This is a genomic window from Dissulfurirhabdus thermomarina (genome assembly GCF_012979235.1).
GTDB classification, from domain to species: Bacteria; Desulfobacterota; Dissulfuribacteria; order Dissulfuribacterales; family Dissulfurirhabdaceae; genus Dissulfurirhabdus; species Dissulfurirhabdus thermomarina.
In genome coordinates this window covers 186660-199939 of sequence record NZ_JAATWC010000003.1, presented here as the reverse complement: position 1 = coordinate 199939, position 13280 = coordinate 186660, and the positions used below count along the sequence as shown (strand labels likewise).

Sequence of the window (13280 nt, the reverse complement as noted above, 5' to 3'; positions counted from 1 at the left end):
CCCCGGAGCCTACCGGCGGCCGGGGGATGGGTCAAGGCCGCGTCCTTACCTGGTTCTTCCTCGGCCGCCGGCGCCCCCGGGGTTAATCTCCGGGTGCGGCGGGGCGGCGGAGCCGCTTGATGTGCGACCGGCGCCGCTTGGCCTCGAGGCGCCGGCGGCGCGAGGTCCGGGTGGGCCGGGTGGCCTTGCGCGGCGCCGGCCGCTCGGCGGCCCCCTGGATGAGCCGGACCAGCCGGGCCAGGGCGTCTTCCCGGTTTCGGGCCTGGCTCCGGAAGCGGTTGGCCTCGATGACCAGCACCCCCCCGGCGCTCAGCCGGCGGCCCGCCGCCCGGCGGAGCCGCCGCCGGACCTCGTCGGGCAGCCCCCGGGCGCGGTCGACGTCGAAGCGCAGTTGGACCGCTGTGGCGGCGGTGTTGACGTGCTGCCCCCCGGGACCTGGGGCCCTCACGAAGCGGAACTCCAGGTCCGCCTCGTGAAGGACGATGTGCGGAGTGACCCGGATCACGGCAAGCCCCATTTTACGTCCGGCCGCCGGGTTCGCCAACGCCCCGCGGGATGGCGTCCCGACGATGGGCTACAATGAAAAGGCGGCCCGGAGCCCCGGCCGCCGGAGGAGAGGCCGCATGGATCCCGGAGATCTGCTCATACCCGAGACGCCGGTCTCCCCGGAGGAGGCCGAGCTCGTGGCCCTGGTGCTCCGGGCCCGGGGGATCCCGTGCCGCGTGGTGGCCGCCGGGGGCGGGGCGCGGGTGGCGGTGCGCGCCGGGGACGCCCCCCGGGCCCTCCGGGAGATCGAGGCCTACCGGGCGGAGAACCCGGACCGGCCGGCGGCGCCGCCGGCCGGTCCCCGGGTGGCGCGGCCGGCGCCCTGGGCCTTCCTGCTGGTCGCCGGGCTCCTCGGCTGGGCCCTCCTTGACCCGTGGCACGCGCGGCTCGTGGAGGCCGGGGCCGCCGACGCCCTCCGCATCCGACAGGGGGAGTGGTGGCGCCTCGTCACGGCGCTCACCCTCCACGCCGACATCGAGCACCTCTTGGCCAACCTCGCCGTGGGCGGGCTCGTCCTGTACCTCCTGGCCGGCCGGGTGGGCCCGGCGGCGGCCTGGTGCCTGGCCCTGGTCTCCGGCACCCTGGGGAACCTGGCCAACGCCCTGGCCGTGACCCCGCCTCACGTCTCCATCGGGGCCTCCACGGCGGTCTTCGGGGTCATCGGGGCGTTGTGCGGCCTCCAGGCGGCGGCGCCCGGGGACCGGCGGTCGGCCGGGGAGCTGGTCCGGCCCGTGGTCGCGGGGGTGGTGCTCCTCGCCTTCCTCGGCACAGGCGGGGAACGGACGGACGTGACGGCCCACCTCTTCGGGTTCCTCGCCGGCCTGGCGGCCGGGGCCGCCGCCGGGGCGGGTCCCCTGCGCGCCGGCCCGCCGGGACCGCGGGCCTCCCTCTGTCTCTCCCTGGCGGCCTGGGTCGGCCCCGCCGCGGCCTGGTGGGCGGCCCTCCGCTGAGGGGGGGGCGGTCAGCGGACGAGGACCAGGGAGAGCGCGGGCCAGTAGGTGATGACCAGGACCGCCAGGAGCAGGATCGCCAGGAAGGGGAGGCTGGCCAGGTAGAGCTCGGTGACGGGCTTCTTGAAGCGGTAGCTGGCGATGAAGAGGTTGATGCCCACCGGCGGGGTGCAGTAGCCGATCTGCATGTTGGCGAGGAAGATGATCCCCAGGTGCAGCGGGTCGATGCCGTAGCCCACGGCCACCGGCAGGACCAGGGGGACCACGATCACCAGGGCCGAGAAGATGTCGAGCAGCATGCCGAGGACCAGGAGGAAGAGGTTCAGGAGCAGGAGGAAGGTCAGCCGGCTCTGGATGTGGGCCTGGATGAAGGCGAAGAGACGGGCCGGCACCTGGGCGTCGATGAGGTAGTTGGTGGAGGCCAGGGAGACGCCGAGGATGACCAGCACGCCGCCCACCAGCACCATGGACTCGCGCATGATGCGCGGGAGATCCCGCGGCCGGACCTCCCGGTAGACGAGGACCTCCACCACCAGCACGTAGAGCACCGAGACGGCCGCCGCCTCGGAGATGGCGAAGTAGCCGGAGTAGATCCCGCCGAGGACCACCACGGGGAGGGGCAGCTCCCAGGCCGCGGCCCGGAGGGCCGTCCAGGCCGCGCGGGCGGAGAAGGCCGCGACGGGGGCGGTGCGCCGCCGCCCCCACCACACGCAGGCGGCCGACAAGAGCGCCACCATGAGGAGCCCCGGCAGAAGCCCCGCCAAGAAGAGGTCGCCGATGGCCACGGTGCCTCCCCCGGCGTCCAGCTGCTGGGCCACGATCCCGTACAGGATGAGGGCGATGGAGGGCGGGAAGAGGAGCCCCAGGCTCCCGGAGGAGGTCAGGAGCCCCAGGCTGAACCGGTCGTCGTAGCCCGCCTGCCGGAGCGCCGGGTAGAGCAGGGCCCCGAGGGCGATGATGGTGACCCCCGAGGCCCCGGTGAGGGCCGTGAAGAAGGCGCAGGCCACGAGGGCCACCACGGCGAGTCCCCCGGGCATCCAGCCGAGGAGGGCGTCGGTGAGGGCCACGAGGCGCCGGGAGGCCCGGCTCTCGCTGGCCACGTACCCGGCGAAGGTGAAGAGCGGGATGGCGAGGAGGACCGGCGTCTCCGTGATCCGGTAGATCTCCATGGGCACCACGGAGAGGTCCACCCCGGCGGCGTGGAAACCGAGGAGCGCCGCGGCGGCGATCACCGCGAAGAGCGGCGTCCCGGCCAGGGCCGCGGCGAGGAGCAGGAGCCCGGCGAGGATCACGGCCGCTTCCTCCCGAGCCATTCCGCGGCGCGGGTCCAGGCGAAGGCCAGGTAGCGGAGGGCGATGACCCCGAAGGCCAGGGGCAGGATCGCCTCGCAGGCCCAGGCCGGGACGCCGGGCATGGCCTCGGTGCCGTAGCTCCAGTCCATGTAGGCGAAGCGGGCGGCCTGGGCGGCCACCACGCCGGCCACCAGGGCCGTGACGAGGTCCGAGGCGGCCTCGATCCCCGGCCGCCACCTGTCCGGGAGGAAGCGGCGGAGGGCGGAGATGCGGATGTGGTCGTCGTCGCGGGCGGCCACCATGGCGCCGGCCATGCCCACCCAGAGGACGAGGATCCGGAGCAGCGGCCCGGACCAGGCGAGCCCCGAGCCGAAGAGCTCGCGGAGCACGATCTGGAGCCCCGCCAGGGCCACCATGGCCCCGAGGAGGGCCACGAGCAGGGCGTCCTCCAGCCGGGCGAGGAGCCGGAGGAGGGCCGGCCCCGGGCGTCCGCCGTCGGGCACTGGCTAGGGCCCTCCCCGTGCCGCCGCGGCCCGGCGCCGGTATTCGGCCAGGTGTGTCCTGAGGGCCGCCAGGGTGGCCGGCCGGTAGACGCCCTTTCCGGCCAGGTCGTCGACGGCCCCGGCGGCGATCCGCTTGAGCTCGGCCACCTCTTCCGGCGGCGCCTCCACGAAGGTGATCCCCTGGCGGCGGAGGGCCTCGAGGGCCTTGCGGTTCTCGTCGCGGTTCTGGCGGTCGAGTTCCCGGAAGACCCGGGACATCACCTCCCGCACCACGGCCTGGTCCGCCGGCGACAAGCGCGAGAAGAGGCGCCGGTCCACCACGAGGAGCCCGTAGACGTAACTCAGCGGGATGTCGGTGAGGTACCGGATCCGGGTATGCCACTGGAGGGCGATGGCCCCGATGGGGGACGTGGCCACCGTGTCCACCAGGCCGGTCTCGAGGCCGGTGAGCACGTCCGCCAGGGGGAGCGGGATGGGGGTGACGCCGAGGGCCTTGAAGACGGTGGTGCTCACCACGTCGCCGCTGGGCACCCAGACCTTTCGGCGCCGGAGGTCCGCCACGGCGCGGATGGGGGCCGCGGACATGAGGTAGACGAAGCCGCCCTCGGCCAGGCCGAAACTCACGAAGCCCCGCTGTTCGAGCCCCTCGAGGATGCCGGGGTCCATGCGCCGGCGGACGTAGTCCACCTCGTCCAGGGAGTCGAAGAGGAAGGGGATGCCGTAGACGGCGACGTCGGGGAAGACGGAGGAGAGGCTGCCGCCGGTGACGGCGCCGCCCCCGAGCTGGCCCACCCGGATCTTGCGGAGCACGCTCTGGTCGTTGCCCATGACCCCGCCGGGATAGAACTTGAAGGCGACCCGGCCCGAGGTGCGGCGGGCGATCTCCGCGGCCCCCTCGCGCATGTGGACCATCCAGGGCGCCCCCTCGGGGGAGAGGGTGGCGATCTTGAAGACCACGGTGCCCGCGCCCGCGGGCGGGGCCGGGGCGAGGACGGCGGCGAGGGCGAGGACGGCGGCGAGGAGGGCGGCGGGTCGGATCATGGGGGGTCTCCCGGGAGCGAGGGGCTCACCCGGGATTATTACCCGGGATCGCCCTTCGGGCCAAGGGGCGCGGGGGGAGGCACCGGGGCCGGGCGCTCAGAAGTAGGCGTCGCTCTCGGCCAGGAGCCGCCGCGCCCGCTCCTGGGCCAGGGTGTTCGTGAGGGTGAGGCCCGGGGCCGAGGGGTCGGCCGCCAGGACCTCGCGGAGCAGGCGGTCGTGGAGGGCCTTGTCGAAGACCATCCGGGCGTAGCGCTCGGCGTAGAGGACCTTGGCCATGAGGTTCCGGCCGCCGGAGAGGGCGATGGCCCGCTCGAAGTGGCGCCGCGCCGCCTCGGGCCGCCCCCCCAGGGCCGGCGGGCGGAGGGCGAGGAGGGCGCCGAGGTAGAGGTGGGCCTCGCCCGCCCGGTAGCCCTCGTCCAGCTCCAGGATCCGCCGCAGGAGGGCCTGGACCTTGGGGAGTTCCGCCACGGCGTTCCAGTCGTTGGCGTTGGCCTGGATCCACCCGGTCCAGGCCGTGGCGAGGCCGAAGAGGGCGGGGACGTCGCCGCGGCCGAAACCGTCGAGGGCCGAGCGGAAGGCGTCGAAGGGGAGGCCCCGGAGGGCGCAGGCGGCCGCGCGGCGCCGGCACAGGGCCCGGGCGCCGTAGCCGAGGGCCTTTCCGGCCAGGCGCCGGGCGCGGGCCGGGTCGTCCACGAAGAAGCCGGCGTAGGCGCCGTAGAGCGAGGCCCCGGCGGAGAGGAGTTCCTCGTTGTCCGGGGACCCGGCGATAAGGGCGTCCACCAGGAGGAGGTAGGCCGGGCCCCCCTGGCGCACCGTCTCCGGGTCGTCCTGGTTGCGGATGGCCTCGGTGAGGTCGGCGGCCAGGCGGCTCGTGGCGCGGTCGACCATCCAGCCGCAGGAGGAGAGGCACAGCGGGAGGAGGAGCCAGAGAAGGAGGCCGCGGAGCCGGGCGGAGGGGGCGGCGGCCCTGGGAATGCTGGGCATGGATGGACTCGCGGCCGGTGGATCCGGCGGGCCCGCCTGCACGGGAGCGCCTCCACGCTAGCACGGTCCCGGCCGGGGATGCAAGGCCCGGCCCGGCGGCGGTCAGGCGGGCACCGTGACCTCGAGGGGCTCGGCCCGGCCCAGCTCGCCGTGGAGGGCGTGAATGTGCCCGATCTCGCGCCAGTCCCTCCCGAGGAGCCCCGCCCCGTAGGCATCCAGGGCCACCGGGTCGAAGCCGGCCACGAGGCGGTTGACCGGCGGGCGGCAGGCGGGGCCGGCGAGGTGCGAGAAGGGCAGGCCGGCCGAGGCGTCCAGCAGGGTGAAGTCCGGGGCCCGGTAGCGGGCGAGGTCCGCCACCGCCGCCTGCATCCCCTCGTGGAAGGCCGACTTCTTCCAGTGCCCCGGCACCTGGTAGCGGCCCGGGGGCGCCAGGCCCATCATGTTCTTCAGCGTGAGGGTGACGCCGGCCAGGGTGTGGACCTTGAGCACCGGGACGGAGACGAGGAAGGCCTCGAGCGCCACCCGGGGAAGGTGCATCTCGGGCCACCGCCCCAGCTCCGGCCGGCGGAGGCGGACCGTGGGGGCCCGGTTGAGGTCCAGGAGTTCCACGTCCTTCTCCCGGGCCAGGGCCTCGTAGCCCAGGGCGCGGAAGACCTCGCCCGTCTCGAGGCGCCGGGCGCCGGTCCCCTCTCCGATGACGACCCGGGCCCCGGGGGCGGCGGCCCGGACGAAGTCCACCACGGCCCCCACCAGGGCCGGCGGCGTGGTGACGGGCGGCGGCAGCGCCTCCACCAGGTTGGGCTTCACCAGGACGGTCTCCACGCCCGAGAGGGCCGCGGCCAGGCCGCAGGCCTCGAGGAGCCGGGCGGCGGCGCCCGCGGCGTCGGCGGCGATCTCCCAGATCCGGCCGGGGGCCCGTGGCGTGGCGGGCGGCACCGGCTACCCGTGGAGCTTCCGGCAGAGCGCCGCGACCCGGGCCCCCAGCTTGGCGGCGTCGGCCTCCGCGGTCGCGTCCGGCTCGCCCACGCAGCCCACCCCGTAGTGGCCGGAGGCGTCCAGGGGGTCGCCCACGATGATCATGCCGTAGATCAGCATGCACTGGAGGATGGAGAGGATGGTGGTCTCCTTGCCCCCGGTGGGATGGCCGCCGGTGGCGAAGGCGGCGCCCACCTTGCCTTCCATCCGGCGCCGCAGGCCCACGAACTCGTCGAAGACCCGCTTGAGGTCCGCGGCCATGACCCCGAAGTAGACCGGGGAACCGGCGATGACGCCGGCGGCCGCCTCGAAGTCGGAGCGTGTGACCTCGGCGGTGCTCCGGAGCACCGGTTCGCCGCCGCCCTCGGCCACGCCGCGGGCCACGGCCTCGGCCAGCTTCCGGGTGTGGCCGCCCTTGGAGTAGTAGAGCACCAGGACCTTCGGCATGGTCGTCACCTCCTCGATGTCTCGGGATGTCTCGGGGTGGGGCGGGGCCGCCATCCCATCGTTATTAAAGCCCGGCCGCGGCGCCCGCCGCAAGGGCCGCGCCGCCTATTGACGGGCGGGGCCGGATAAGGTAGGGGTCGGAGGAGGTCCGGCCGGGTGCGGCCGGCCCGGCATTCCACGGGCGCCCGGCGCCCCCACGAGGAGAATCCTTGCCATGAAACGGGGTATCGTCTTTCGGCTGGTGCAGGGGATGATGGTGCTGGTGCTCGTCCTGGCGGGCGCGGCGTGCCAGCGGCAGGAGGCCGCCTCCTCCAAAGGCGGGGCGGGGCAGGGCGAGGCCGCCGCCCCGGCCGCCGCGGGCCTCATCCGGGGCACCGTGGTGGAGACCATGAACAGCGGCGGCTACACCTACCTGCGCCTCGACACGGGGACGGGCAAGGTCTGGGTGGCGGTCCGCGAGATGAAGGCCGCCGTGGGCGACCGGCTGACGCTCAAGCCCGGGACGGTCATGCACGACTTCCAGAGCCGGACCCTCAACCGGACCTTCCCGGAGATCGTCTTCTCGGAGGGGCCGGCGGACGGGCCGGGGGCGACGGCCCCGGCCCCGGAGGCCGGCATGGGTTCCGGGACCAAGGCCTCCGCGGGCGGGCACCCCCTGACGCCCCGGGCGGACGTCCACGTCCTCAAGGCCGAGGGTGAGCATGCCTACACCGTGGCCGAGATCCACGCCGGCCGGGACCGGCTCGCGGGGAAGAAGGTCCGGGTCCGCGGACAGGTGGTGAAGGTGAGCCCCAACATCATGGGCCGGAACTGGATCCACCTCCAGGACGGCACCGGGGACGAGACCGCCGGGACCTACGACCTCACCGTGACCTCCGCGGACCTTCCCGCCAAGGGCGAGGTGGTCACCGTGGAGGGGACCCTGGCCGTGGACAAGGACTTCGGGGCCGGCTACCGCTACGGCGTGATCGTCGAGGGGGCCAAGGTCACCCGGTAGCGGGCCTCCCCTTGCCGGTCCCCGGGTCGTTCGGGCCGCGGCGTCCGGGGCATCCCGTCCGAGGCACCGCCGCGGCCCGGGATCCTCTTTGCGACGCCATCAGGTGATGACCGAGGGCCGGTCGCGACCCGTCCGCTCCTCGATCTCCCCCAGGGCCCGGGCGGCGGCCACGAGATCCGCCAGCGCCGCCTGGGGGTCGTCGTGCTGGCGGGCCGGGTCCGGCTCGTGGCGCTCGAGGTAGAGCCGGAGGGTGGCGCCCTCGGTGCCGGTTCCCGAAAGGCGCCAGACCATGCGGGCGCCGTCTTCGAAGACGATCCGGATCCCCTGCCCCGTGCTCCGGCTGTGGTCCACGGGGTCCGTGTAGGCGAATTCGTCGGCCGCCCGTACCCGCCGCCCCCCGACCTCCCGGCCGGGGAGTTCCCCGAGCCGTTGTCTCAGGTGATCCATGAGCCCCGCGGCCGCCGCCGGGTCCAGGGCCTCGTAGTCGTGGCGGGTGTAATAGGTGCGCCCGTAGCGCCGCCAGTGGTCCTCGAGGATCTCCGCCACCGGCGCCCGCCGCACGGCCAGGAGGTTCAGCCAGAAGAGCACGGCCCAGAGCCCGTCCTTCTCCCGCACGTGGTCGGAGCCGGTGCCGAAGCTCTCCTCGCCGCAGAGGGTCACGCGGCCGGCGTCCAGGAGGCTGCCGAAGAACTTCCATCCCGTCGGGGTCTCGTAGCAGGGGATTCCGAGGTCGGCCGCCACGCGGTCCACGGCGGTGCTGGTGGGCATGGACCGGGCGACGCCCTTCAAGCCCCCGGCGTAGCCCGGGACGAGCCGGGCCTCCGCGGCGAGCACCGCCAGGCTGTCGCTCGGTGTCACGAAGCAGCCCCGGCCGAGGATCATGTTGCGGTCGCCGTCGCCGTCCGAGGCGGCCCCGAGGTCGGGCGCGTCCGGGCCGTTCATGAGGGCCACGAGGCCGCGGGCGTGGACGAGGTTCGGGTCCGGGTGGCCGCCGCCGAAGTCGGGGAGCGGCGTCCCCCGGACCACGGTGCCCGGCGGCGCCCCGAGCCGCCGCTCGAGGATCTCGGCGGCGTAGGGCCCGGTGACCGCGTGCATGGCGTCGAACCGCATCCGGAAGCCGTCGGCGAAGAGGGCCCGGATCCGGTCGAAATCGAAGAGCCGCTCCATGAGCTCGGCGTAGTCGGCCACGGGGTCGATGACCTCCACCTCCATCCCGCCCAGGCGCTGGATGCCGGGCCGGTCCAGGGGGAGGTCCGGGGCCTCGGCGGTGCGGTACTCGGTGATCTCACGGCTCCGGCGCCAGAAGGCCTCGGTGACCTTCTCCGGCGCGGGGCCGCCGTTTTCCACGTTGAACTTGAGGCCGAAGTCGCCGCCGGGGCCACCGGGGTTGTGGCTCGCCGAGAGGATGAAGCCGCCGGCGAGCCCGCGGCGGCGGATGATGCAGGAGGCCGCCGGGGTGGACAGGAGGCCCCCGCGGCCCACCAGCACCCGGCCCACCCCGTTGGCCGCCGCCATGCGGAGGATGGCCTGGATGGCCACGTCGTTGTGGTGGCGGCCGTCCCCGCCGAGCACCAGGGCCTTGCCCGAAAGGTCCAGGGTGTCGAAGATGGACTGGACGAAGTTTTCGAGGTAGTGGGGTTGGGAGAAGACGGCGACCTTCTTGCGGAGGCCGGAGGTGCCCGGCCGCTGGTCCGGAAACGGGGTGGTGGCGACGGTGCGGATCTGCATGGGGCCTCCTGTGGGTGGGGGAAGGGGCGCCCGGCGCCCGGGCCGGGGTGCCTCCTCCGTATCGGGCGGCGGCCCTCCTGTCAAGGGCCCCGGCCTTTCGCCGCCGGGGCGGCCGTGGTAAATCCGGGGGCCGGGGCGTTCGCCCCGTGATCCCGTGCTGCCGGAGGTCCGCGTGAAGATCGCCGTCATGAGCGACACCCACGACCACGTCTGGAACGTCCGGGCGGCCGTGGCCCAGGCCCGGCGCCTGGGGGCCGAGGTCCTCCTCCACTGCGGGGACCTCGTCTCGCCCTTCGTCCTCGAGGAACTCGACGCCTTCCCCGGCCCGGTCCACCTGGTGCTGGGCAACAACGCCGGCGACCAGCTGCTGCTCGCCCGGCACTGCCAGGCCCGGGGCGGCCGGGTGGTGCACCACGGCGCCTTCGGGCGGATCGAGGCCCCGGGCGGGCCGGTGGCCTGGGTCCACGACCCGGACTGGGGCCGGGCCCTGGCCCGGGCGGGGGAGCACCGGCTGGTCTGCTTCGGCCACACCCACCGGTTCCTCCTGGAGGAGGCGGGGGGCGTGCACCTCCTGAACCCCGGCGAGCTCCTCGGCCGGAAGGAGCCACCGGGGTGGGCCCTGGTGGACGGGCGGGACTTCTCCGTGACCCGCGTCCTCCTGGAGGGCGGCCGTGGGTGAGGCGCCGGCCAGGGTGGGGGTGGACACCGGGGGCACCTTCACGGACTTCTTCTGCCGGCTCCCGGACGGCGGCACCCGCCGGTGGAAGACCCTCTCCACCCCGTCCGATCCCTCGGCGGCGGTCATGGAGGGGCTCGCCGCCCTCTTCCCCGACCTCGACCCCGCCGGCCTCGAGGTGGTCCACGGCACCACCGTGGGGACCAACGCCTTCCTGGAGCGCAAGGGGGCACGGATGGTCCTGGTCACCACCCGGGGCTTCGAGGACGTCCTCTGGATCGGGCGCCAGGACCGCCCGCGCCTCTACGACCTCTTCGCCGCCCGCCCCGCCGAGATCCTGCCCCGGCACCGGGTGACCGGCGTCCGGGAGCGGATGACCTGGCGGGGGGAGGTGCTCGAGCCCCTGTCCGGGGAGGAGGTGCGGCGGGCGGTCCGGTTCTGCCGGGCCCGGGGGGCCCGGAGCGTGGCCGTGTGCCTGCTCCACGCCTACGCCGGCGCCGGCCACGAGGCGCGGCTCGGCCGGGCGCTCGAGGCGGCGGGCTTCCCGGTCTCCCTCTCCTCGCGGGTGCTCCCGGAGTTCCGCGAGTACGAGCGCCTTTCCACCACGGTGATCAACGCCTACCTCGGGCCGGTGGTGGGCGGCTACATAGAGCGGCTCCGGCGGCGGCTCGAGGGGGCCCGGCTCCTCGTCCAGCTCTCCAACGGGGGCTGCCGCCCGGCGGCGGGGGTGGGGGCGCACGCGGTCCAGACGCTGCTGTCCGGGCCCGCCGGGGGCGTCCAGGCCGCCTGGGAGCTCGGGCGGGCCCTGGGGTTCGACCGGGTCCTCACCCTGGACATGGGCGGGACCTCCACCGACGTGGCCCTGTGCGACGGGGGGCCGAGCCTCACCCGCGACTACCGGCTCGAGGGCTATCCCGTGGCGGTGCCCCTCATGGACATCCACACCGTGGGGGCGGGCGGCGGGTCCCTGGCATGGGTGGATGCGGGGGGGCTCCTCCGGGTGGGGCCCGAGAGCGCCGGGGCGGACCCCGGCCCCGTCTGCTACGGCAAGGGGACGGGGATCACCGTGACCGACGCCAACCTGTTCCTCGGCCGTCTCCGGCCCGAGGCCTTCCTCGGGGGGCGGCTGGCCCTGGCCGCGGACCGCGTGCCGCCGCGGATGGCGGAGTTGGCGGCCCGGGTGGGGCTCTCCCCCCGCGAGGCCGCCCTCGGCGTCCTCCGGCTGGTGGACACCCACATGGTGCGGGCGCTGCGCGCCGTGAGCCTGGAACGGGGCCACGATCCCCGGGGGGGCGCCCTGGTGTGCTTCGGCGGGGCGGCGGGGCTCCACGCGGCGGCCCTGGCGGCGGAACTCGAGATCCGCACCGTGATCCTCCCCGACCGGGCGGGGGTGTTCTCCGCCCGGGGCATGGCCGTCTCCGACCTCCTCTTCGACGGTTCCACCGCCTTCTTCGCCGCCGGCCGCGGGGCCTCGGACATCGACCCGGGCCCGGCGGTCCGGGCGTTGGCCGCCCGGCTGGCGGGCGACATCCGGGGAACGGGCCTCGACCCGGCCGCCGCCCGGAGCGAGTTCTTCGTGGACGTCCGTTACCGCGGCCAGTCCTACGAGGTCACGGTCCCCCTCGAGGGTGACTGGGGCGCGGCCTTTGCCGAACGGCACCGGTTCTTGTACGGTCATGACATGCCGGGTGCACCGCTGGAGGTGACGGCGGTCCGGGCCCGGGCCCGGATCCCGAGGGGCGGGGCGGACTTCCGGGAGGCCGTCCTTCCCCGGCCCGCCGCGCCCTGGCACGGCCGCCGCGCCCCCGTGGAGTTCGAGGGCGGCCCCCGAAGCGCCCTGCTCCTCGACCGGGCGGCGCTCCGGCCGGGGGAGCGGCTTTCGGGGCCGGCATTGGTGCTGGACGATTTCACGACCCTGCTCCTGCCGCCGGGGTGGGGCGCCCGGGTCCTGGACGGCGGCCACGTCCTCATGGAACGGGAGGGGGAGCGCCATGACGGAGACGGGAACTGAGGCGCCGGACATCCGCGCGGGGTGGGAGGTCCTCGACCGGCTCGGCGTCCCCTTGCTGCTGGTGGCCGGCGACGGCGAGGTCCTTCGGGCCAACGCCGCCGCCGCCCGGGTCTTCGGGGAGCCCGCCTCGGGGCTTCGGGACCGGCACTTCCGGGACTTTTTCCTGCCGGAGGACCAGGAGATCCTCTGTCACAACATCCTGGAACTCACCCGGCGCCGGGGGGGCTTCGAGGGCGAGGCCATGGTGCGCCGCCCGGACGGGGCGGCCTTCATCGGGCTCCTGTCCACCACCCCCGGGCGCTGGGACGGGGCCGACGTGGTGGTGCTCGCCGTCCAGGACGTCTCGCGCCTCAAGCACCTCGAGCGAGTCATGCGCCGTTCCGAGCGCCTCGCCTTCCTGGGCCGGATGCTCGAGGACATCAGCCACCAGATCCGCAACCCCATCCAGGCCATCGGCGGCTTCGCCCGGCGGCTGGCCCGTCGGCACCAGCCGCAGAACGAGTACGTCCAGGTGATCCTCAACGAGAGTTCGCGGCTGGAGGCACTGCTGGCCACGCTGACGGCCTTCATCCGGCTGCCGCGGGCCGAGCTCCGTCCGATCCGGGTGGAACGGCTGCTGGCCAAGGTGACCGCCGCGGTGCGGGGCCTCGTGGAGAGCCACGGCGGTACACTGGAGGTCACGGTGGGCGAGGGGCTGGAAGGGCGGCGGGTCATGGCCGACCCGGACCTCATGGTGATGGCCGTGGAAGCCGTGGTCCGAAACGCCTGCGAGGCCTACGAGGGACGGGAGGGGCCCCGGCCCGTCGTCCTCGAGGTGGCGGCCCCGGAACGGAGCCCCTGGGCCTGCGTGATCACCGTCTCGGACTCCGGCGCGGGGATCTCTCCGGCGAACCTCCCCCTGGTCTTCGACCCCTTCTTCACCACCCGGACGGGCCAGGTGGGGATGGGGCTCACCTTCGCCCGGCGGATCATGGAGGAGCAGATGGGGCGCATCGGGATCCAGTCCACCCAGGGCAAGGGGACCCAGGTGCGGCTTTCCCTTCCCGGAGAGCGGCGCCGTGCCGTGCGCGTGCGCCGGATCGGCGACGGCGGGGACGAGGCGGAGCGCCCTTGACGGGGGCGGGCGGAGG

Annotated in this window: 13 protein-coding genes; 5 read left to right on the top strand and 8 right to left on the bottom strand. The window is 74.8% G+C overall.

Features of this window, described 5'->3' with window-relative positions:
* Positions 1–82: 82 nt before the first annotated feature.
* Positions 83–505: an alternative ribosome rescue aminoacyl-tRNA hydrolase ArfB gene (gene arfB, locus HCU62_RS05775; RefSeq protein WP_163298804.1), complete on the bottom strand. Its 423-nt coding sequence runs from the start codon at positions 503–505 to the stop codon at positions 83–85.
* A gap of 118 nt (positions 506–623) precedes the next feature.
* Between arfB and HCU62_RS05770 the strand changes: the two genes are divergently transcribed.
* Entirely contained in the window at positions 624–1496 is an 873-nt protein-coding gene (locus tag HCU62_RS05770) for a rhomboid family intramembrane serine protease (RefSeq protein ID WP_163298800.1), read from the top strand.
* Between the two features lie 11 nt (positions 1497–1507).
* On the opposite strand, the gene HCU62_RS05765 is transcribed toward HCU62_RS05770, so the two are convergent.
* From HCU62_RS05765 to HCU62_RS05740, 6 genes are all read right to left on the bottom strand, one after another.
* Complete coding sequence (locus tag HCU62_RS05765) at positions 1508–2809, bottom strand: TRAP transporter large permease (RefSeq protein ID WP_163298801.1); 1302 nt, start codon at positions 2807–2809, stop codon at positions 1508–1510.
* Positions 2785–3291: a TRAP transporter small permease gene (locus HCU62_RS05760; RefSeq protein ID WP_163298802.1), complete on the bottom strand. Its 507-nt coding sequence runs from the start codon at positions 3289–3291 to the stop codon at positions 2785–2787. The genes HCU62_RS05765 and HCU62_RS05760 overlap by 25 nt, the downstream gene beginning before the upstream one ends.
* 3 nt (positions 3292–3294) lie before the next feature.
* Positions 3295–4332, bottom strand: coding sequence for a TRAP transporter substrate-binding protein (locus tag HCU62_RS05755; protein ID WP_169755491.1), 1038 nt, complete (start codon positions 4330–4332; stop codon positions 3295–3297).
* Positions 4333–4428: 96 nt separating this feature from the next.
* Positions 4429–5316: a TRAP transporter TatT component family protein gene (locus HCU62_RS05750; RefSeq protein WP_246325302.1), complete on the bottom strand. Its 888-nt coding sequence runs from the start codon at positions 5314–5316 to the stop codon at positions 4429–4431.
* Between the two features lie 102 nt (positions 5317–5418).
* Positions 5419–6252 carry a DUF362 domain-containing protein gene (locus HCU62_RS05745; RefSeq protein ID WP_163299354.1) on the bottom strand — a complete coding sequence of 278 codons (834 nt, stop codon included), beginning with the start codon at positions 6250–6252 and terminating at the stop codon, positions 5419–5421.
* A gap of 3 nt (positions 6253–6255) precedes the next feature.
* On the bottom strand, positions 6256–6738 hold the full coding sequence (locus HCU62_RS05740; protein ID WP_163299353.1) for a flavodoxin family protein: 483 nt from the start codon (positions 6736–6738) through the stop codon (positions 6256–6258).
* Positions 6739–6952: 214 nt separating this feature from the next.
* On the opposite strand from HCU62_RS05740, the gene HCU62_RS05735 reads away from it, so the two are divergent.
* Positions 6953–7735 (top strand): DNA-binding protein, encoded by a 783-nt coding sequence (locus HCU62_RS05735; RefSeq protein ID WP_163299352.1) that lies wholly within the window; start codon positions 6953–6955, stop codon positions 7733–7735.
* A 99-nt stretch (positions 7736–7834) separates the two neighbouring features.
* Here the strand turns inward: HCU62_RS05735 and HCU62_RS05730 are convergent, their stop codons facing one another.
* A complete protein-coding gene (locus HCU62_RS05730) occupies positions 7835–9463 on the bottom strand; it encodes an alpha-D-glucose phosphate-specific phosphoglucomutase (RefSeq protein WP_163299351.1) in 1629 nt (542 codons plus the stop codon).
* A 172-nt stretch (positions 9464–9635) separates the two neighbouring features.
* Here HCU62_RS05730 and HCU62_RS05725 point away from each other — a divergent pair, with 172 nt between their 5' ends.
* The 3 genes from HCU62_RS05725 to HCU62_RS05715 are packed head-to-tail and all read left to right on the top strand — an operon-like array spanning position 9636 to position 13264.
* Positions 9636–10142, top strand: a complete 507-nt coding sequence (locus HCU62_RS05725; RefSeq protein WP_163299350.1) for a YfcE family phosphodiesterase — start codon at positions 9636–9638, stop codon at positions 10140–10142.
* The gene (locus tag HCU62_RS05720) at positions 10135–12150 is read left to right on the top strand and encodes a hydantoinase/oxoprolinase family protein (RefSeq protein WP_343066722.1); all 2016 of its coding nucleotides are present in this window, start codon (positions 10135–10137) and stop codon (positions 12148–12150) included. Before HCU62_RS05725 ends, HCU62_RS05720 begins: the two co-directional genes overlap by 8 nt.
* A complete protein-coding gene (locus tag HCU62_RS05715; protein WP_163299716.1) occupies positions 12131–13264 on the top strand; it encodes a two-component system sensor histidine kinase NtrB in 1134 nt (377 codons plus the stop codon). Before HCU62_RS05720 ends, HCU62_RS05715 begins: the two co-directional genes overlap by 20 nt.
* The last annotated feature ends 16 nt before the right edge of the window (positions 13265–13280 follow it).

Bases quoted from the DNA above. Each gene is read 5' to 3' on its own strand.
- HCU62_RS05770 (WP_163298800.1), top strand. From the start codon at position 624: ATGGATCCCGGAGATCTGCTCATACCCGAGACGCCGGTCTCCCCGGAG.
- HCU62_RS05765 (WP_163298801.1), bottom strand. From the start codon at position 2,809: ATGGCTCGGGAGGAAGCGGCCGTGATCCTCGCCGGGCTCCTGCTCCTC.
- HCU62_RS05755 (WP_169755491.1), bottom strand. From the start codon at position 4,332: ATGATCCGACCCGCCGCCCTCCTCGCCGCCGTCCTCGCCCTCGCCGCC.
- HCU62_RS05750 (WP_246325302.1), bottom strand. From the start codon at position 5,316: ATGCCCAGCATTCCCAGGGCCGCCGCCCCCTCCGCCCGGCTCCGCGGC.
- HCU62_RS05740 (WP_163299353.1), bottom strand. From the start codon at position 6,738: ATGCCGAAGGTCCTGGTGCTCTACTACTCCAAGGGCGGCCACACCCGG.
- HCU62_RS05735 (WP_163299352.1), top strand. From the start codon at position 6,953: ATGAAACGGGGTATCGTCTTTCGGCTGGTGCAGGGGATGATGGTGCTG.
- HCU62_RS05730 (WP_163299351.1), bottom strand. From the start codon at position 9,463: ATGCAGATCCGCACCGTCGCCACCACCCCGTTTCCGGACCAGCGGCCG.
- HCU62_RS05715 (WP_163299716.1), top strand. From the start codon at position 12,131: ATGACGGAGACGGGAACTGAGGCGCCGGACATCCGCGCGGGGTGGGAG.